Source organism: Kitasatospora sp. P5_F3 (assembly GCF_054049135.1).
The window spans coordinates 1-19402 of the sequence record NZ_JBFUMY010000008.1 but is presented as its reverse complement, the minus strand read 5'-3'; the positions used below and the strand labels follow the sequence as shown (position 1 = coordinate 19402).

The following is a 19402-nucleotide window of genomic DNA, read 5'->3' as shown; positions in this document are numbered from 1 at the left end:
GGGGTGGGGTACGGGTCAGCCCGCTGACGGGATCTGCTGGGTGATGCAGTGAACCCCGCCGCCGCCGAAGGCGATCACCCGGGAGCGCACCCCGACGACCTTGCGGCCGGGCAGCGCGGAGGCGATCACCGCGAGGGCGCCCTCGTCCTCGGGAAGTCCGGCCACCGGGACCACCACGCCGCCGTTGGCGATGTAGAAGTTGAGGTAGCCGACCTCGGTGTGCTTGCCGCCGACCTCGAGGAAGGCGCTCTGCGGCAGGTCGACGATCTCCAGCTGCCGGCCCTGTGCGTCCACGGCCGCCTCCAGCACCGCGCGGTTGGCCCGCATCCGCTCGTAGTCGGGGTGCGCCGGGTCGCTCGGGAGCTGGACCACCACCTTGCCCGGGGCCACGAAGGCGCAGACACCGTCCACGTGACCGTCGGTCTCGGTGTCCAGCAGCCCGCCGTACGGGAGCCAGATCACCGTGCTGACACCGAGCTTGGCGACCAGCTCGGCCTCGATCTCCTCCTTGCTCATCCCCGGGTTGCGGTTCGGGTGCAGCAGGCACTGCTCGGTGGTGATCAGCGTGCCCTCGCCGTCGACCGTGACGGCCCCGCCTTCGAGGATCATCCGGGAGTCGATCCGCTCGACGTCCAACCGCTCCAGCAGCCGGGCGGCGATCTTGTCGTCGGTGTCCCACGGGTGGTGCTTCTGCCCCCAGGAGTTGAACCGGAAGTCCACCCCGGCGCGCTCGCCGTCGGGGCCGAGCACGAAGATCGGCCCGGAGTCGCGGAACCACGAGTCGTCCAGCGGCAGTTCGACCACCTCGACACCCTCCCCGCACAGGGCGCGCGCCTCCTCGCCCTGACCGGGACAGGCGACCATCGTCACCGGCTCGAACTCGCTGATCGCGCGGGCAACTTGGGCATACTCCTGCTTGGCCTCCGCGAAGGTCTCACCCCAGAGCTCGGCCCGGGTGGGCCAGGCCATCAGGCACGCCTCGTGCTCGGTCCACTCGGCGGGCATGCGGAACGTCATGACAACTCTTCTCGTATCGGAGATCGGTGGATCGGTGGATCGGCAGGGCAGGTCTCAGGAGGCGGGCGGTACGGCCGGCTCGGACTGCGTGGCGCAGTGGATGCCGCCACCCCCGCTCGCGATGGCGTCGATGTTCAGCTGGACGACCCGGCGGTCCGGGTACTGGGCCTGGAGGATCGCGTAGGCCGCACCGTCCGCCTGGCGGTCGCCGAACTGCGGTGCGATGACGGCACCGTTGACGGTGTAGTAGTTGCTGTAGCTGGACAGGAAGTCCTTGCCGCGCCCCCGGATCAACTGGCGGTCAGGACCGGGCAGTTCGGTGATCCGCAGGCGGCGGACCTTCGCGTCGGTGGCGCTCTGCAGCACCCGCTTCGCCTCCTCGTAGACCGCGACCCAGCGGGCGTCGGTGCCCGGGCCCGGCCGGTCCAGCAGGACCTGGCCGGGTGCGGTGAAGCGGGCCAGGCAGTCGATGTGGCAGTCGGTGATGTCCTGGCCGGCCAGGCCCGGCACCCAGATCACCTTGTCGAGGCCCAGGGACGACTTCAGCGCCGACTCCACCTGGGCCTGGGACATCCCCGGATTGCGGTTGGGGTTGACCAGCGAGCTCACCGTGGCCAGCAGGGTGCCCTCGCCGTCGGTCTCCAGCGAGCCGCCCTCACCGACGAAGGGGGCCTGGATCCGGTCCAGCTGGTACCGGCCCAGCAGGGTCGCCGCGGCGGCCGCGTCGTTGCGGAACGGCTGGTAGTACGCGGTACCGGTCTTGCCCCAGCCGTTGAAGTTGGTGTCCACACCGGCGATCGCACCCGGTGCGACCACGAAGGTGGGACCGAAGTCGCGGATCCAGAGATCGTCGTTGGCGATCTCCTCGACCTCGATCGGGAAGTAGGCGCCCGAGCCGCAGGTGTACCGGGCGTCGGCGGCCTGCTCGGGGCGGGCCAGCAGGACGACGGGTTCGTAGCGCGAGATCTCGTACGCGACGTTCGCGATGTCCCGGCGCACCGCCGAGAGCTGGTAGTCCCAGACCGACTGCAGCGCGGGCCAGGCCAGGTAGGTCCGGGTGTGCCGGTCGGTCTCGGCCGGCATCCGCAGGGTGGCGCCCGAGGGCGCCGTGGCGGCCCGGGCCGTGGTGGGGAAGGCGGCACCGAAGGTGGCCAGCGGCAGAGCAGCCACGCCGAGCTTGAGCAGGCTGCGCCGGGAGGGGGAAGGCGTGTTCATGGGGGCTCCCTGGAGGGGTCGGGAGGTGTGGGGTGACCCACATCCTGCTCCGAACTGAAAATTCAGTCAAGAAGAACGACGGACCGGTTTTCCGGGCCTCTCCGGGCCCTGGAACCGCGAGGATCAGCGACATACCCGCACCGACCAGCAGTCACTTGAGACGAGATCACTGAATATCTCGTCAGGAACTCGAACGTGCGGGTAGAGTGAACGCCCGTGTCAGACCGTCGAACAGAGATACTCAGGGCCGCCACACGGGTCATCAGCCGACGCGGCGTGCGCGGGCTGCGCGTGGCCGAGCTGGCGGCCGAGGCCGGAGTGTCGGCCTCCTTGATCTACTACCACTTCACCGACCGGGCCGGGATCCTCCGCGAGACCCTGGAATTCATCGGCGAACGGGCCGACCGGTACACCGCCGAGGCCGACTCCGACGCGGCCGGCGACCCCCGTGCGGAGCTGGCCCAGATCCTGCTGCTGGAACTGCAGGACACCGCCGAGGTGCGCGAGAACAGCACCGCCTGGGGCGAGTTGAGAGCCAGCGCGGTCTTCGACCCGGACCTGCGGGAGGACCTGGCGAGAGCCACCCATACCTGGGTCCACGAGATCGCGTACCTGCTCGGCCGTGCGCACCCGAGCGGAACGGCACCGGCCCATGCCGCAGCGGCCGAGCGCCTGACGGCCCTGCTCGAAGGGCTCAGCGTCCGCTGGCTCAGCGGCTCGCTCCCCCTCGACCACGCCCGCCGACTGCTCGGCGGGGCGATCGAGGCGGAGCTCGGGAACCTCCAGCGGGTGCACTCGGACTGAAAGTCCGGTCAGAGGAAGTACAGGCGGTTGAGGGAGACCGAGTCGGCGGGTTCGGAGCGGAGCAGCTCGCCGTCGAGCGACACCAGACCGCTGCGGGCTTCCACGTCGACCTGTCCGATCCGGCCGTTCCGGATCATGTTGCGGGGGCCGATCCCCCGGGTGCCGCGCACCGCGACCCGGCGGCGCCGAGTCGGCATCAGGTCCCCGTTCTCCACTGCCGCTCGGGCGACGAAGGCGACGGAGATGTCGGCGGCGGTGGCGCCGTGGGCACCGAACTGCGGCCCGAGGACCAGGGGTTCGCAGCGGTCGGTGGAGGCATTGGGGTCGCCGACCACGCCGTAGGCGGGGAAGCCTGCTTTGAGGATCAGCTGCGGCTTTGCGCCGAAGTGGTCGGGCCGCCAGAGCACGATGTCGGCGAGTTTGCCGACCTCGATGGAGCCGACCTCGTGGGCGAGGCCGTGGGCGATGGCGGGGTTGATGGTGAGTTTGGCGATGTAGCGCAGGACGCGTTCGTTATCGTCGCCGCTCTCCGCCGTCCCGAAACCGCCGTCGAGGGGGCCGAGTTCGGCCTTCATCTTGCCGGCCATCGCGAAGGTGCGGCGGACGGTCTCGCCGGCCCGGCCCATGCCCTGGGCGTCCGAGGAGGTGATGCCGATGACCCCGAGGTCGTGCAGCACGTCCTCGGCGCCCATCGTGCCGGCCCGGATGCGGTCGCGGGCCATGGCGGCGTCGCCGGGCAGGTCGACCTTGAGGTCGTGGGCGGAGACGATCATCCCGAAGTGCTCGCCCAGCGCGTCCCGGCCGAACGGCAGGGTCGGGTTGGTGGAGGACCCGATGACGTTCTCCACCCCCGCCATCTTCAACACATTGGGGACGTGTCCGCCGCCGCAGCCCTCGATGTGGAAGGCGTGGATGGTGCGGCCGTCCAGGACGCGCAGGGTGTCCTCGACCGAGAGGCACTCGTTCAGGCCGTCGGTGTGCAGGGCCACCTGCACGTCGTACTCCTCCGCCACCCGCAGCGCGGTGTCCAGGGCCCGGGTGTGGGCGCCCATGTCCTCGTGCACCTTGAACCCCGACGCGCCGCCCTCGGCCAGCGCCTCGATCAGCGGCGCCGGATCGGAGGAGGAACCCCGGCCCAGGAACCCGATGTTGACCGGCCACGCGTCGAAGGAGTTGAACGCGTGCCGCAACGCCCACGGCGAGTTCACCCCCACCCCCCACGCCGGGCCGAACTCCTGCCCGATGATCGTGGTCACCCCCGAAGCCAGCGACGCCTCCATGATCCTCGGCGACAGCAGGTGCACATGCGTGTCGATCGCACCCGCCGTCGCGATCAGCCCCTCCCCCGAGACGATCGCCGTCCCCGTCCCGACGACCACCTCGACGCCGTGCAGGGTATCGGGGTTGCCGGCCCGTCCGATCGAGGCGATCCGGCCGTCGATCAGGCCGATCGAGGTCTTCCGGATCCCCAGCACCGCGTCGATCACCAGCACGTTGCTGATCACCACGTCACAGGTGTCCCGGACGGCGGCGGCCTTCAGCAGCATCCCGTCCCGCGCGGTCTTGCCGAACCCGGCCAGAAACTCGTCCCCCGGCGCCTGCGAGTCGGACTCGACCCGCACAATCAGACCGCTGTCGCCGAGCCTGATCCGGTCACCGGCCCGGGGGCCGTGCACCGCGATGTAGTCCTCCGGGTCGATGCCGCCCCCGGCCACCCCGCCCGGGCGGCCGTGGCAACCTGCGGAGTCGAAGACGCTGCCGCTCATTCCTGCTCCTGAAAGTGCGTCAAATAGCCGGTCGCGCGGGCCTTTGCCAGCGCCGATTCCTTCGCCCCGGGCGCGTCCAGCGGGCCGTCCACCAGACCCGCGAACCCGATCGCCACCCGCGCCCCGCCGATCGGCAGCAGGCCCACCTCCACCACGGCGCCGGGGTCGAACCGCACCGAGGAGCCCGCCGGGGCGGCGAGCCGGTGGCCGTAGGCGGCGGCCCGGTCGAAGGCCAGCCGGGGGTTGACCTCGAAGAAGTGGAAGTGCGAGGTGACCGAGACCGGCACCGCCGCGGTGTTGAGCACCGGCAGTCGCAGCGCCGCCTCGGCCGGCCGGTAGCCCGCTCCGTCCCCCGGCAGGGCCGCACCGGGTGCGTCCTTCCCCAGCGAGCCCAGGGCCCGGAACGGGTCGTCGATGACGCAGAGCCGCGTCCCGTCCTCGAAGACGGCCTCCACCTGAAGAGTCGTCACCACGTCGGCGACCCCGGGCAGCACGTCCTCGGCACTCAGCACGGAGCGCCCGGCCTCGATCGCCTCGGCCAGCCGCCGGCCGTCCCGGGCCGCCTCGCACACGGTGTCCGCGATCAGCGCGTGCACCTCGGGGATGTTCAGCTTCACGCCCCGGGCCCGGCGGGCCCTGGCCAGTTCGGCCGCCGTGAAGATCAGCAGCCGGTCCCGCTCGGTCGGTGTCAGTCGCATCGCGCGTCTCCTAGGCTTCCGGCTTGCCGGGCTGGTCGTGGGTGGAGCAGTGGATCCCACCGCCGCCGGAGGCGATGTTGTCGATGACGACCGGCACGATGTCCCGGCCCGGGAAGTGGTCCCGCAGGAGCTGCTGGGCCCGGTCGTCGGCCTTGGCGTCGCCGAACCGAGGCAGGAACAGCGCCTTGTTGGCGACGTAGAAGTTGATGTACGAGGAGACGAACGCATCGCCGCGCCCGGTGATCCGGTCCGGATCGGGCTGCGGCAGGTCGATCACCCGCAACTGCCTGCCGTGCGCGTCCGTGGCGCTCTTCAGCACCTCGCGCGCCTGGGCGGCCGAGCGTGACCAGACATCGGCGGGCGCGCCCGGGAACGGCTGGTCCAGCAGCACGACGCCCGGCGCCGCGAACCGCACCAGGCAGTCCACGTGCGCGTCGGTGATGTCCTGGTCCCGCACCCCGGCGAACCAGATCACCTTGGTCACGCCCAGCGCCTTCTTGAGCTCGGCCTCGACCTCGTCCCGGCTCTTCCCCGGGTTGCGGCGCTCGTTGACCACCGAGCTCTCGGTGACCAGCAGCGTCCCCTCGCCGTCGGTCTCGAACGAGCCACCCTCGGCCACCAGCGGCGTCCGGACCCTTTCCACCCCGTACTTCCCGAGCACGGCGGCGGCCAGCGCCGTGTCGTTGCCGTGCTCCTTCTGCTTCTCGCCCCAGCCGTTGAAGTTGAGGTCGACGCCCTTGAGCGTGCCGGAGTCCTCCACGAAGACCGGCACGGTGTCCCGGGCCCACAGGTCGTCGACCGGCAGCGGGACCACCTCGACACCGTTGCCGCACGCGTTCTGCGCCGCCTCCAGCTGCCCGGGGCGGGCGAACATCACCACCGCCTCGTAGCCCGCGACGGCCCGGGCCAACCGCGCGATGTCCCCACGCACGTCCGGCAGTTGGTCACCCCAGATGCCGGTGGAGGCGGGCCAGGACATGAAGGTCCGGACGTGGTTCTCCCACTCCGCGCCGAACCGGCGGCCGGGCGTCGGACCCGGCTGACCGCCGCCCGGCGTGGCCGGCTCGGAGGGGCCCGGCGGCAGCGCCTGGTCGCCGTCCTCCGGCGGGGCGCAGGCGGCGGCCCCCAGGGTGAGCAGTCCCGCACCGGCTGCGGCGCGCAGCACCGTCCGGCGGGAGGCGGAAAAGGGCATGGTCGGGTCTGACACGGAGTCACTCCGGTGAATGAGGGTGAGCGGGTGAGGAGGGCGAGCGTCGCTAGGACCGGGGCTCCTGCATCGTGGAGCAGTGGATGCCGCCGCCCCCGGCCATCAGGCGGTCGACGTCGAGCTGGACCACCTCGCGTCCGGGGAAGGCCTCCGCGAGGGTGCGCCGGGCGGCCTCGTCCTTCTCCCGGTCGCCGAACTGGGCGGTGATCACCGCCCCGTTGACGAGATGGAAGTTGAGGTAGGAGTCGACGAACTTCGAGTCCCGCGAGCGGACGGTGTCGGGGCCCTCCACCCGGATCACCCGGAGCCGACGGCCCCTGGCGTCGGTGGCCCGGGAGAGGATGTCGAACTGCTCGCGGGCGTCCCGGGCCCAGACGTCGTGGCGGTCCGCCGGAGGCAGCTGCACCAACACCGTGCCGGGGCGGACGAACCGCGAGGTGACGTCGATGTGGTTGTCGGTGATGTCCCTGCCCTTGATCCCGGGGACCCAGATCATCTTCTCCGCGCCGTACACGTCGAGGACGGCGTCCTCGACCTCGTCCCGGCTCATGCCCCGGTTGCGGTTCCTGTTCACCAGGCTGCTCTCGGTGGCCAGCAGGGTGCCGTCGCCGTCCGTCTCGACCGACCCGCCCTCACCGACGAAGTCGGCGTACGAGAAGGGGAGTTCGAGCATCTCGGCGATGCCCCGGGCCACCTCCGCGTCGTCCTGGTGGGTCTGCTTCCCGCCCCAGCCGTTGAAGTTGAGGCCGACGGCGTCCCGCCGCCCGTGGCCGTCCCGCCGGAACACCGGGGCAGTGTCCCGCATCCACAGGTCGTCGGTGGGGACGGCGGCGGTCACGCTCACGGCGGGGCCGCACCGGGACCGGGCCTCGCGGACGCTGTAGTCGTCCGGGGCGCACACGGTCACCGGCTCGAAGCGCGCGATCGTCCGGGCGATCAGCGCGATGTCCTCCTGGACGCCGGCCAGCTGTCGGCCCCAGACGCCCTTGCGGGACGGCCAGGACATCCAGGTCCGGGCGTGCGGGACGTCGTCGGGCTCCACCCGGCACTCGCGTGGGCCGGACACCCGAGCGGGTTCGGCTCCGAAGAGGCGACTGAGGAAGGAGCGGTCGTCGTTCATGCGGATCTCCAGGTTCAAGAATTGCACCTGCGGCCGGGACCGCATCCCCACTCTCGCACTGACTGAAATTTCAGTCAAGATTCAGCAGGCGGACATACGAATGCCCCGGACCCCATCCGGTCCGGGGCATTCGCGCTCGGCGATCAGCCGCGCAGTCGCTCCAGCTCGCCGTCGATCGCGCCGGCCATCAGCTCGCGCGCGTGCTCCATCGGCAGGCTGCCGCTGAGCCAACGGACACTCAGCCCCTCCAGCAGCGCGGTCAGCCGCTCGGCGGAGGCGGCCAGGGCGGCGGCGCCGTTCATCGGCCTTGCCCTACCCAGCAGTTCGGCCACCTCCTGCACCCAGACCAGGGTGGCCCGGGCCACGTCCTCCCGGAGGTCGGGGTCGAACACGGCGCTCGCCCGCAGCTCGCCCCACGCGGTGCTGTTCTCCCGCACCTCGGGGATGTCCTGGAACTCCAGCAGCAGGGTCTGCTCCAGCTCGCCCCTGGCGTCCAGCGGCGGTGCGTCCGCCGCGCGCTCCGTGGTGTAGCGCTCGGCCCGGTCGTTGATGAACTCCAACGTCGAGCGGAGGATCCCCGCGCGGTCCTTGAAGTGGTAGTAGATCAGCGCCGTGGACACGCCCGCCTCCGCGGCGAGCTCCTCCACGCGCAGCCCTCGGACACCGCGCCGGGCGATCACCCGCGCGGCCGCTTCCATGATCAAGGTTCGACGGTCAGCCACAAGGGATCACCCTACCCGGGGGGCACCGGCCGATCGACAGGATGGCACTGACTGAAATTTGGGTCAGGATATGCTCCGCACCACCCTCACCCGCTCCACCCGCTGGGAGTCCGCATGATCACAGAGCCGTTCGGCGCCCCGTCACCCACGGCGTTCCAGGCGCTGTCCCCGGACGACCCACGCGAGGTGGGCGGCTACCGCCTCTGTGCCCGGCTCGGCGCGGGCGGCATGGGCCGGGTCTACCTCGCCTACACACCGGGCGGACGGCCCGTCGCCCTCAAGGTGGTCCGCCCCGAGCTCGCCGAGGACCCGGAGTTCCGCAGCCGGTTCGCCCAGGAGGTCGCCAGCGCCCGGCGCATCCACGGCCTGTACACCGCCCAGGTGGTCGACTCCGGCACCGACGCCGTCACCCCCTGGCTGGCCACCACGTACGTACCGGGGCCCTCCCTGCACCAGGTGATCCACCGTCACGGTCCGCTCCCCGAACGGACCGTCCTGCTGCTGCTCGCGGGTATCGCCGAGGCCCTGCAGGTCATCCACCTCGCCGGTGTGGTGCACCGTGACCTCAAGCCCGGCAATGTCCTGGTCGCCGCCGACGGTCCCCGGGTCATCGACTTCGGCATCGCCCGCGCCGCCGACGCCCATCCGCTCACCGGCACGGGCCTGCGGATCGGGTCGCCCGGCTTCATGGCCCCGGAGCAGGCCCTCGGCCTGCCTGCCACCCACCGACGTCTTCGCCCTGGGCGCCCTGATCTGCTGGGTCGGCTCCGGCACACCACCGTTCGGCGACGGGCCGGGGGCGACCGCCCTCTACCGGGCGGTCCACGAGGAGCCCGACCTCACCAACCTCCCGACCGGCCTGCACGACCTGGTCCGGAGCTGCCTGGCCAAGGACCCCGGGCACCGCCCCGGCACCGACCGGCTGATCGAGTGGGTCCGCGACCACCCGGCCACCGGCGGCGAGCTCCGCTTCGCCGAGGGCTGGCTGCCCCGACAGGTCAGCACCACCGTCCTCGGCCACACCGACCTGCCGACCACGCCCTCCACCCCTGATGCCGCCCTGGCACCGACCGCGCGTGTCCCCCTCCCGGCACCCACGCGCCGGTTGGAGCCGGACTCCGGCAGACGCGCGGCTCGCCGGCGCCGACCGGTCCGGACCGCGCTCCTGGTGACCGCCGCCCTGCTGGTCGGCGCGGGCGGCACGTTCGTCCTGCTCGACCTGGACGAGCCTGCTGCTCCGGACTCCGCCGTGCAGGCAGCCTCCCCCTCGCCCACGCCCACACCCACACCCTCGCCGTCCCCGTCCGCCCGGCCCGGCTATGTAGCGGTCCACAGCGACCTCGAACTCACCTCGCCCGACTCCTCCTTCGAGTTCGACCTCAGCGCCGGAAAGGTGGTTCCGCAGGACGCCTCGACCTGGTACCTGGGCCGCCACGCAGGTGAGTTCTACCTGCCCGAGAGCAGCGTCGCCTACGTCGCCCCGGCCGACCGGCTCACCCTTGACGACTGCGTCAAGGGCATCGAGACCCGGCCCGTCTCCACCGTGCCGTTCGGCTCCGGCTTCTGTCTCCGCAGCCCGGCCGGGACCGACATCGCTCTCGTACGGGCCGTCAGCCCGGCAGCATCGGACGACAGCCCGGTCAGGATCATCGTCACCACCTACCGCCGCACGGCCTGAGCCTCCGTCAGCTGCCCGATCGGGCAGTACTCGGTGCCCCGCCGCGGGCTTCCCCGTAAGCCGACAGCTCTGCTGGAATGTTCGGCGGATGGAGGGCGGGCGCTGCTGCCACTCAGCGCTCGGCGTCGGTCCGGCCCGTATCCACTCAGGAGGCGCGATGCGACGACGCACGTTCATCACCGGCACGCTGCTCGGCGCGGCGGCCGCCGCGGTTCCGCTCTCGGCCCGCGCCGCGACCACGGTGACGGTCGGTTCCCTGAACGACCTTCAGAAGGCCATCGACCGGGCGCTTCCCGGCGACCGGATCACGCTGGCCGACGGCACGTACACCGTCCCGTCAGGAGGCTCCATCCGGGTCTCCGGCCGGAACGGCACCGTCGAAGCGCCGATCACCATCCTCTCGCAGTCCCGCGGCGGTGCGGTGCTGCAGGGCGAACGCGGCTTCGTCTTCAGCGACAGCGGCAACATCACGGTCAGCGGGTTCGCCTTCCGGCAGCGCACCACCCTGGAGATCCCGGCGAGTTGCCCGCGGATCCGGCTGACCCGCAACGACTTCCGGTTCGCCGACATCAGCGGGCTCGACTGGGTGGTCGTGCGGGGCGACGATGCCAAGATCGACCGGAACCGCTTCCACGACCGGACGACCGAGGGCATCTTCCTGGTGGTCGACGGTCCCGGCTCGACCGCCATGGCGCAGCGCCCGCAGATCCTCCGGAACCACTTCCGCGACCACAGCTACTCCGGCGCCAACGGCGGCGAGTCGATCCGGCTCGGGGTCAGCAGCCGGGCACTCGCCGACGCCGACGCGCTGGTGGAGTACAACCTGTTCGAGCGCTGCGACGGGGATCCCGAGGCCGTCTCGGTGAAGTCCTCGGGCAACACCGTCCGGTACAACACCGTCCGCGACAGCCGTGGCGGGATCGTGCTGCGGCACGGCAACGGCTCGACGGTGGAAGGCAATTACCTGCTCGGCGGCACCGACGGCCTGCGGCTCTACGGGAACGACCACCTGGTGGTGAACAACTACCTGGCCGGCCTGTCGGGCCGCGCCCTGGTGATCGGCAGCGGCACCACCCGCGACCACCACGACGGCGAGAGCACCGAGGAGCGCCAAGGCCACGACGCCTGCGACCGCGCGGTGATCGCGTACAACACCCTGGTGGGCAACGCCCGGACGCTCTCGGGCGAGACCCGGACCTTCCCGCCCCGGGACGTGGTGGTCGCCGACAACATCCTGTCCGGCAGCACCGGCACTCTGGTCGCGATGGGGGCGACCTCCGGCTTCACCTGGCGGAGCAACATCCTGTGGGGCGCGGCCGCCAACGGCACCATCCCGTCCACCGGCTACCGCCGGGTCGACCCGCTCCTGCGCAAGGAGTCCGACGGGGTGTACCGGCTGTCGGCCGGCAGTCCCGCGATCAACGCGGCGACGACGGCCGCTCCGGCCGTGACCCAGGACCTCGACGGCCACCCGCGCGGCAGCAGCCGCGACATCGGCGCCGACGAGTACACCACCCTCGCCCCGCTCCGCCGGCCCCTCACCCCGGCCGACGTGGGCCCCGACGCCGCCTGACCAGCCGGTCCCCCGAACAGCCCGACGCCAGTGCCCCCGAACTGGCGTCGGGCGAACGCCCACCCTCCTGACGGACCGTCAGGCCTTCTTCACCACGCTCGACTTCAGCTGCATCGGGCCGAACCCGTCGACCTTGCAGTCGATGTCGTGGCCGTCCACGCCGTCGACCAGCCGGATGTTGCGGACCTTGGTGCCCGCCTTGATCCCCGACGGGCTGCCCTTCACCTTGAGCGCCTTGACCACGGTCACGGTGTCGCCGTCGGCGAGCACGTTGCCGACCGCGTCCTTGATCACGCGCTCACCGGAGGCGGGGGCGGCGGCGCCCTCGGCTGCGTCAGGGGCCCACTCGTGGCCGCACTCCGGACAGACCATCAGGGCGTCCATCTCGTAGGTGTACTCACCGGAGCACTTCGGGCACGCAGGCAGGTTCTCGCTCATATGGCCAGAATATCGGACCTGGTCAGCCCACCTGGGCGGTGTCCCGGGACCGCTCCCCCTCCGGTGTCGGCATCACCGGCGCGGGAAGGTGCGCGCCCTCGATGTCGACGTCGGGCACCAGCCGGTCGAGCCACCGGGGCAGCCACCAGGCGCGGCGGCCGAGCAGCGCCATCGCGGCGGGCACCAGGGCCATCCGGACCACGAAGGCGTCGATCAGCACGCCGACGGCGAGCGCGAAACCGATCGACTTGATGATCGGGTCGTGGTTGAAGATGAAGCCGCCGAACACCGCGACCATGATCAGTGCGGCGGCGGAGACCACCCGCCCGCTCCGGGCCACGCCGTGGATGATCGCGGCGGCCGCGTCCTCGGTCTGCTCGTGGTGCTCGCGCATCCGGCTGACCAGGAAGACCTCGTAGTCCATCGCCAGCCCGAACAGCACACCGATCAGGAGCACCGGCAGGAAGGCGGTCACCGGCCCGGCCGAGGGGATGTCGAGCAGGCCGTTGAGGTGACCGTTCTGGAACACCCAGACGGTGACGCCCAGCGAGGCGGCGATCGACAGCAGGAAGCCCAGCGCGGCCTTGACCGGGATCAGCAGCGACCGGAACGCGATGGTCAGCAGGATCAGCGCCAGGATCACGATGATGGCGACGAACAGCGGCAGGGCGTCGGAGAGCTTGTGGGAGACGTCGATGCCGGCGGCGGTGGCACCGGCGATGTAGAGGGTGCCGCCGGTCCGGTCGACCGCGGGGGCGTTCTCCCGCAGGCGGTGCACCAGGTCGGTGGTGGCCTGGGCGTCGGGGCCGGTCCTGGGCACCACCGCGATCACCGCGAGGCCGCCGCCGGGGTTGGTGACCGGCGGGGCGACCGCGGCCACCCCCGGGTCGGCGGCCAGCGTCCGTCCCAACTCCCTTACCGTGGCGTCCCGTTGGTCGGCCGCGATGCCGCTGGTGTCGACCACGGCGGCCAGCGTGGCGTTGAAACCGGGGCCGAAGCCGTCGGTCAGCAGGTCGTAGCTGCGGTGCTGAGTGCTGTCGGCCGGCTGGGAGGCGTAGCTCGGCAGCCCGAGGCGCAGGTCGCGGGCGGGCAGGGCGAGGGCGATCAGGCCGACCACCCCGACCAGCAGGACGACCAGCGGCCGCCGGGTGACGGTACGGGCCCAGGCCAGGCTCCAGGTGCCGGGGCGGGCAGGCGTACGGCCGGGGCGCGGCTGCCGGACCCGGGGGCGCAGCCGCTCACCGAGCAGGCTCAGCACGGCGGGCACCAGACTGACGGCGATCAGCACCGCGAGCAGCACGGTACCGGCGGCAGCCAGCCCCATCACGGTCAGGAACGGGATACCGGTGACCGCGAGCGCCGCCAACGCGATGATCACGGTCGCTCCGGCGAAGACCACCGAGCTGCCGGCGGTGGCGACCGCCCGCGCGATCGAGTCGTCGAGGTCGGCCTCGGGGTCGGCGAGCTGTTCCCGGTGGCGGGAGATGATGAACAACGCGTAGTCGATGCCCACCGCCAGACCGATCATCAGGGCGAGCACGGTGGCGGTGTTGGTCATCTCCAGGAAGCGCGAGACGAACTGGACGCCGAGGACGCCGATCAGCACGCCGACGGCGGCGGTCAGCAGCGGCAGTCCGGCCGCCACCAGTGAGCCGAGGGCGAGCGCCAGCACGACGAAGGCCAGCACCACGCCGACCACCTCGGCCGGGCCGCCGACCTCGGTCTTGGGCTGCATCGCCGATCCGCCGAACTCGACCTGCAGGCCGGCGTCCCGGGCCGGGGCCATCGCTTCCGCGAGGGCGTCCTTGGCGGTCTGCGGCACCTCGTCGGCCGCTACCCCGAACCGGACGTCGGCGTAGCCGATCCGCCCGTCCGCCGATATCGCACCGCCGCGGGCCGGATCGGAGACGGCCACCACGCCCGGCAGTTGGGCGGCGGTCCGCAGGCCGGTGGCGATCGCCGCCCCGGCGGCGGGCCCGGCGAGCGTGCCGCCCTCGGGGGCCGCGAACACCACCCGGGCCACCCCGCCCGCCGCGGCCGGGAACTGAGCTTCCAACAGTTCCTGGGCCTGCTGGGACTCGATCCCCGGCACCGAGAACGCGGTGCTCGGCTTGCCGTGCAGGGTGATCCCGAGGCCGCCGACCACGGCGAGCAGCAGCAGCCAGACCCCGATCACCCGGCCCCGGCGGCGGATCGCCCAGCGCCCCCATGCGTACAGGCGTGACGCCATGTCGATGCCCTTCTCTCGTCCCGGCAGGCGCCCCCACGGGCCACCGTCTTGCTACAGCCTAAGGCATTTTTACAGTCGGCTGTAATTTAGCGCTCGCTGGTAAGCTTCGGCCATGACGACTGAGGGGCTACGGGAGCGCAGCAAGGCGCGACGCCGCGAGGCGATCGTCCGGGCCGCGTACGAGTTGTTCGCCGAGCGGGGCTTCGAGGCGACCACGATCGCCGACATCGCCGAGGCGGCCGAGGTCTCACCGCGGACGGTGACGCTGTACTTCCCGTCCAAGCTCGAACTGGCGCTGGCACAGTTCGAGTCCTTCACCGACCGGCTGGCCGGCGCACTGCGCGAGCGGCCGGAGGGCTGGACGATCCTGGACGCACTGGAGCACTGGCTGCGCCACGAGTTCACCGACCGCAGCGACCTCGACGACCTCACCGACCGGATGTTCGACGCCAACCCCCAGCTCGCGGCGGCCGGCAATCTCCGGCTGGCCGAGGTGATCCAGGAGGGCGCCCGGATGCTCGCCGAGGAGCGCGGCAGCGCGCCCGACGCCTTCGGCCCCCGGATGGCCGCCGCAGCAACCGCGGCGATGATCAGCGAGCTGTGCCACCACCCGCAGGAGGCGAACATCGACACCGCGATGGCCTTCCTGCACGCGGGTGCCGCCACCCTGCCCTGACGGCCATTTGCCCTGACGCCCGGTCAGGCACCGAGGTATGCCCCGCCGCCGACGGTGCCGGTACGTCCGATCCCGGGACGTACCGGTGCCAATCGTTCCGCCTGCCCCGTCGCAGCTCGGCTCCCGCAGAACTGATCGTCAGTTCGACCGGTGATAATCCGTTGAACACACAGCACTCGGGGCGATAGGCACTCCTTTCGGGACGGTCCTCGGGCTGCCCGGCGGAGTCTGCGAACAAAGGTGAGAGGGCCGTACCATGACGTTTTTCCGGTGGAGGTCGCGCGACCGGAGCGTGCCGCCCGCGGTCGATCCCGCCTGCGGCAACGAGACCCTGGCCCTGATGCTCCGCCAGGCCGAGGCGGGCGACTGGCTCGCCCTGCGCGCGAGCCTCACCGCGATCCAGGACCCCTCCGAGCTGACCTGGATGCTGGCCGGGGTGTCGAACGTCGGCGGGATCGAGGAGTGGGTCTCCGAGGCGGCCACCGGCGAGCCCGACTCGGCGCTGCCGCTGCTGCTCTCCGGTGCCCGGCAGGTGGCCTGGGCCTGGGAGGCCAGGACCGGGGCGCGGGCGCAGCACGTCTCCGAGGAGCAGTGGAAGGTGTTCGGGCAGCGCCTGGAGCTCGCCGAGCAGCAACTCTTCGAGGTGGCGGAGCGGGAGCCGGAGTGGCTCGCCCCTTGGTACTTCCTGCAGATCAGCGGCCGGGGCGCGTCGGTGGACAAGGAGGCCGGCCGGATCCGCTTCGAGGCGGCGGTCCGCCGCTGCCCCGGGCACCTGGGCTCGCACAAGCAGCGGCTCCAGCAGCTGTGCGCCAAGTGGGGCGGCTCGCACCAGCAGATGCACGAGTTCGCCCGCAGCTCGATGCTGGCCGCGGCACCCGGCAGCCCGCTCGGCGAGCTGGTCGCGCTCGGTCACCTGGAGCGCTGGCTCGACCTGCCGTCCGAGGCCGACCACGCCTACCTGACCAGCCCCGACGTGCTGGCGGAGCTGCACGAGGCGCTCGGCCGCTCGATCCTGCACCCCGACTACGTCCGCCCGGCCGACTGGAAGTCCGCGTACAACACCTTCGCCATGGTGTTCGCCCTGGTGGGCGAGAAGTGGACCGCCCGGCAGCTGTTCGAGGCCATCGACGGCACGGTCACCAGCTCGCCCTGGCAGTACCTGAACGGCGACGACCCCGCCAAGGCGTTCACCGCGCTCCGGGACCGCTGCGCGAAGTAAGACCGGTCGGCCCAAGTCCGCCCCGCCCTGATCCCTCCCGCACCGACCGAAAGAGCCARCACCGGTGTCCTCTTCCGAAAGCCCCACGGCCGCCCACACCTTCCAGGTGGACCTGCGCGGCCTGGTGGACCTGCTCTCGCACCACCTCTACTCCAGCCCCAAGGTCTACCTGCGCGAGCTGCTGCAGAACGCGGTGGACGCGATCTCCGCCCGCCAGGCGCTCGACCCCGCCTCGCCCGCCACCATCACCGTGCTGGCCGACGGCAAGCTCTCCGTCACCGACACCGGGGTCGGCCTGACCGAGGCCGACGTGCACACCTTCCTGGCCACCATCGGCCGCAGCTCCAAGCGGGACGCCGACGGGCGGCTGGACGGGGCCGGGTTGGCCTCCGCGCGCGGAGACTTCATCGGTCAGTTCGGCATCGGCCTGCTGGCCTGCTTCGTGGTGGCCGACGAGATCACCGTGGTCACCCGCTCCGCCGCCACCCCGGACGCCCCGGTGATCGAGTGGCGCGGCAGCTCCGACGGCCGCTACACCATCACCACCCTGCCGTCCTCGGCGAAGCCGGAGCCCGGCACCACCGTCACCCTGATCCCGCGCCCGGACGCCGCCGAGTGGACCAGGGCCGACAAGGTGGTCGAACTCGCCCGCCACTACGGCAGCCTGCTGCGCCGTCAGGTCACCGTGGTCGACGGCCGGGGCACCGCCACCACGATCAACGTCACCGCGCCCTGGGCCGCCGACCACGGCTCCCCGCTGGCCCGCCGGGACGCGCTGACCGCGTACTGCCGCTCCACCTTCGACTTCACCCCGCTGGACACCATCGAGCTCGACCTCCCGCTGGTCGGTCTGCGCGGCGCGGCGTACGTGCTGCCCGACGCCGTGCCGCCGTCCCGCCGGGCCGGGCACCGGGTGCACCTCAAGGGCATGCTGGTCTCCGACCAGGCCGACGAACTCCTGCCGGACTGGGCCTTCTTCGTCCGCTGCGTGGTGGACGCCGACAGCCTGCGGCCGACCGCCTCCCGCGAGGGGCTGTACGCGGACGAGACGCTGGCGGCCGTCCGGGACGCGCTCGGCGCCCGGATCAGGGACTGGCTGACCGGTCTGTCCGCCAGCGACCCGGCGCTGCTGCACCGCTTCATCAGCGTGCACCACCTGGCCGTCAAGTCGCTGGCCAGGCACGACGACGAGCTGCTGAAGATGCTGCTGCCGTGGCTCCCCTTCGAGACCACCGACGGCAACGTCACACTGGACGAGTTCGCCCGGGCCCACCCGGTGATCCTGGTGGCCCGCACCGTCGAGGAGTTCCGCCAGGTCGCCCCGATCGCGGGTGCGGCCGGTCTCGGCGTGGTCAACGGCGGCTACACCTACGACCGCGACCTGGTGCACCGGCTGCCGGAGATCCGGCCCGGCAGCTCGGTGGCCGACCTGGACCCGGGCACGGTGACCGCGCACCTGGACACCGTAGCCCCGGAGGCCGAGCTCGCCGCGGCCGCCTTCCTGGCGATCGCCCGCGAGGTGGTCGGCCGGTTCGACTGCGACGTCGCGCTGCGTAGCTTCCACCCGGCCAGCGCGCCGGCCCTGCTGCTGGACAACCGGGAGGCCAGGCACGAGCGCACCCGGGCCCAACTGGCGGACGACGCCGACGGGTTGTGGGCCGACATCCTCGGCTCGCTGCGGGCCGAGGTGCCGCGCGCCCAGCTGGTGCTGAACCACCTCAACCCGCTGGTCCGGCGGGCCGCCTCGATCGGCCACCGGGAGCTGGTGGTGACAGCCGTCGAGGCGCTGTACGGACAGGCCGTGCTGCTCACCCGCCGCCCGCTGCGCGCCAGCGAGAGCGCACTGCTCAACCGGTCGTTCATCAGCCTGCTCGACCACGCCATGCTCGGTCACGAGTCGGCCGAGCCGCAGAAGGAGTCGTAATGCTGGACACCCAGGACGCCGTGCTGGAGGCCCTGCGGGCCAACGACGGCCAGCCCTACGGGCGGCCCCGCACCGTCACCGCCGAGGAACTCGTCGCGGCGGCCGAGCAGTTCGACGACCCCGCACTGCTGATCGCCACCCTGCTCGACCTGATGGAGGCGTACGAGTACGACGGCGAGCAGCGCAAGTCGCCGGTGGTCTTCGCCCGGGTCCTGCAGCTCTGGGACAAGAACCCGGACGACTTCGACGAGTGGGCCGGGCGGCAGGTCTTCTGGCGCTTCAAGTGGGTGGCCGCCGCCCTGCTGAGCGTTCCTGACGTGCCGTTGGCCGCCGTACGACGCTGGCACACCGAGATGCGCGACCGCTACCGGGCCGCCGGGCACGGGCTCCAGCCGTACTACGCCCAGCGGTTCCACCTGGCGGCACACCTAGGGGAGGACCGCCCCGAGGACTTCGAGCTGTGGGCCGGGCGGGGCCGGACGGAGTACAGCGACTGCCTGGCCTGCGAGATCCGGGCCCAGGCGATCCACCATGTGCGCGGCGGGGACGACGCCCGGGCGCTGACGGTCTGGCAGCCGGTCTTCGACGGCCACCGCACCTGCGCGGAGGAGCCGTACACCAGCCACGCGCACGCGCTGCTGCCGCTGCTGCGGCAGGGCCGCACCGAGGAGGCGGTCTCCAGCCACCTGGTCGGCTACCGGTTCGCCCGGGGCAAGTCCAGCACCGCCGAACAGATCGGCCTGCACCTGGAGTTCTGCGCGCTCTCCGGCAACGAGGCACGCGGTCTGGAGATCCTGGCGGAGAACCGCGACCTGTTCGGCGGGCACGGCGACCCGCTGGCCCGGCTGGAGTTCCTGATCGGGGTCGAGCTGCTGACCGCCGGGCTGGCCGAGCGCGGGCACCGGGACCTGACGGTCAGTGGCCCGCCCGGGACGAACTCGACGGTCGCCACCCTGCTGGCCCAGGTCAGCGCCGAGGCCACCGAGTTGGCGGACCGCTTCGACGCCCGCAACGGCACCGACGCGGTCGGCGCCCGGCGCCGGCAGCGGCTGGCCCAACGGCCGCTGCTGGCCGAGCCGCTGGCCCTCGGGGTGCGGGCCGCGGCGGTGCAGGCC

16 protein-coding genes and 1 pseudogene are annotated in these 19402 nt (G+C 72.0%); 8 read left to right on the top strand and 9 right to left on the bottom strand.

All coding sequences use genetic code 11. The features are described 5' to 3' along the window. Positions 1 to 15: 15 nt before the first annotated feature. Positions 16 to 1017 (bottom strand): agmatine deiminase family protein, encoded by a 1002-nt coding sequence (locus ACXJMZ_RS06510; RefSeq protein WP_457028996.1) that lies wholly within the window; start codon positions 1015 to 1017, stop codon positions 16 to 18. Between the two features lie 54 nt (positions 1018 to 1071). Then, a complete protein-coding gene (locus tag ACXJMZ_RS06505) occupies positions 1072 to 2232 on the bottom strand; it encodes an agmatine deiminase family protein (RefSeq protein WP_457028995.1) in 1161 nt (386 codons plus the stop codon). Positions 2233 to 2448: 216 nt separating this feature from the next. Between ACXJMZ_RS06505 and ACXJMZ_RS06500 the strand changes: the two genes are divergently transcribed. Beyond that, the gene (locus ACXJMZ_RS06500) at positions 2449 to 3036 is read left to right on the top strand and encodes a TetR/AcrR family transcriptional regulator (RefSeq protein WP_457028994.1); all 588 of its coding nucleotides are present in this window, start codon (positions 2449 to 2451) and stop codon (positions 3034 to 3036) included. An 8-nt stretch (positions 3037 to 3044) separates the two neighbouring features. Here the strand turns inward: ACXJMZ_RS06500 and ACXJMZ_RS06495 are convergent, their stop codons facing one another. The 5 genes from ACXJMZ_RS06495 to ACXJMZ_RS06475 form a co-directional block, all read right to left on the bottom strand. Continuing rightward, entirely contained in the window at positions 3045 to 4802 is a 1758-nt protein-coding gene (locus ACXJMZ_RS06495) for an urease subunit alpha (protein WP_457028993.1), read from the bottom strand. Further along, entirely contained in the window at positions 4799 to 5500 is a 702-nt protein-coding gene (gene ureA, locus ACXJMZ_RS06490; RefSeq protein ID WP_457028992.1) for an urease subunit gamma, read from the bottom strand. The genes ACXJMZ_RS06495 and ureA overlap by 4 nt, the downstream gene beginning before the upstream one ends. A gap of 10 nt (positions 5501 to 5510) precedes the next feature. Next, positions 5511 to 6692 (bottom strand): agmatine deiminase family protein, encoded by a 1182-nt coding sequence (locus ACXJMZ_RS06485; protein ID WP_457029096.1) that lies wholly within the window; start codon positions 6690 to 6692, stop codon positions 5511 to 5513. A 64-nt stretch (positions 6693 to 6756) separates the two neighbouring features. After that, a complete protein-coding gene (locus ACXJMZ_RS06480; RefSeq protein ID WP_457028991.1) occupies positions 6757 to 7827 on the bottom strand; it encodes an agmatine deiminase family protein in 1071 nt (356 codons plus the stop codon). A gap of 143 nt (positions 7828 to 7970) precedes the next feature. Beyond that, positions 7971 to 8525, bottom strand: coding sequence for a TetR/AcrR family transcriptional regulator (locus ACXJMZ_RS06475; RefSeq protein ID WP_457029095.1), 555 nt, complete (start codon positions 8523 to 8525; stop codon positions 7971 to 7973). Positions 8526 to 8663: 138 nt separating this feature from the next. Here ACXJMZ_RS06475 and ACXJMZ_RS06470 point away from each other — a divergent pair, with 138 nt between their 5' ends. The 3 genes from ACXJMZ_RS06470 to ACXJMZ_RS06460 all read left to right on the top strand — a co-directional run bounded on the left by ACXJMZ_RS06470 (position 8664) and on the right by ACXJMZ_RS06460 (position 11800). Continuing rightward, positions 8664 to 9602 carry a protein kinase domain-containing protein gene (locus tag ACXJMZ_RS06470; RefSeq protein WP_457028990.1) on the top strand — a complete coding sequence of 313 codons (939 nt, stop codon included), beginning with the start codon at positions 8664 to 8666 and terminating at the stop codon, positions 9600 to 9602. A 115-nt stretch (positions 9603 to 9717) separates the two neighbouring features. Beyond that, positions 9718 to 10227 carry a hypothetical protein gene (locus ACXJMZ_RS06465; protein WP_457028989.1) on the top strand — a complete coding sequence of 170 codons (510 nt, stop codon included), beginning with the start codon at positions 9718 to 9720 and terminating at the stop codon, positions 10225 to 10227. A gap of 157 nt (positions 10228 to 10384) precedes the next feature. Further along, positions 10385 to 11800 (top strand): polysaccharide lyase 6 family protein, encoded by a 1416-nt coding sequence (locus ACXJMZ_RS06460; RefSeq protein WP_457028988.1) that lies wholly within the window; start codon positions 10385 to 10387, stop codon positions 11798 to 11800. A gap of 78 nt (positions 11801 to 11878) precedes the next feature. On the opposite strand, the gene ACXJMZ_RS06455 is transcribed toward ACXJMZ_RS06460, so the two are convergent. Then, positions 11879 to 12238 carry a zinc ribbon domain-containing protein YjdM gene (locus ACXJMZ_RS06455; protein WP_457028987.1) on the bottom strand — a complete coding sequence of 120 codons (360 nt, stop codon included), beginning with the start codon at positions 12236 to 12238 and terminating at the stop codon, positions 11879 to 11881. Positions 12239 to 12260: 22 nt separating this feature from the next. Then, the gene (locus ACXJMZ_RS06450; protein ID WP_457028986.1) at positions 12261 to 14468 is read right to left on the bottom strand and encodes an MMPL family transporter; all 2208 of its coding nucleotides are present in this window, start codon (positions 14466 to 14468) and stop codon (positions 12261 to 12263) included. 112 nt (positions 14469 to 14580) lie between these two features. On the opposite strand from ACXJMZ_RS06450, the gene ACXJMZ_RS06445 reads away from it, so the two are divergent. The 4 genes and pseudogenes from ACXJMZ_RS06445 to ACXJMZ_RS06430 form a co-directional block, all read left to right on the top strand. Further along, positions 14581 to 15144 (top strand): TetR/AcrR family transcriptional regulator, encoded by a 564-nt coding sequence (locus tag ACXJMZ_RS06445; RefSeq protein ID WP_457028985.1) that lies wholly within the window; start codon positions 14581 to 14583, stop codon positions 15142 to 15144. A gap of 256 nt (positions 15145 to 15400) precedes the next feature. Beyond that, positions 15401 to 16363, top strand: coding sequence for a hypothetical protein (locus ACXJMZ_RS06440; RefSeq protein ID WP_457028984.1), 963 nt, complete (start codon positions 15401 to 15403; stop codon positions 16361 to 16363). Positions 16364 to 16427: 64 nt separating this feature from the next. Then, positions 16428 to 18287: an HSP90 family protein gene (locus ACXJMZ_RS06435; protein ID WP_457028983.1), complete on the top strand. Its 1860-nt coding sequence runs from the start codon at positions 16428 to 16430 to the stop codon at positions 18285 to 18287. Further along, positions 18287 to 19402: pseudogene (locus ACXJMZ_RS06430) on the top strand (hypothetical protein); the annotation flags it as partial. The gene ACXJMZ_RS06435 and the pseudogene ACXJMZ_RS06430, both read left to right, overlap by 1 nt.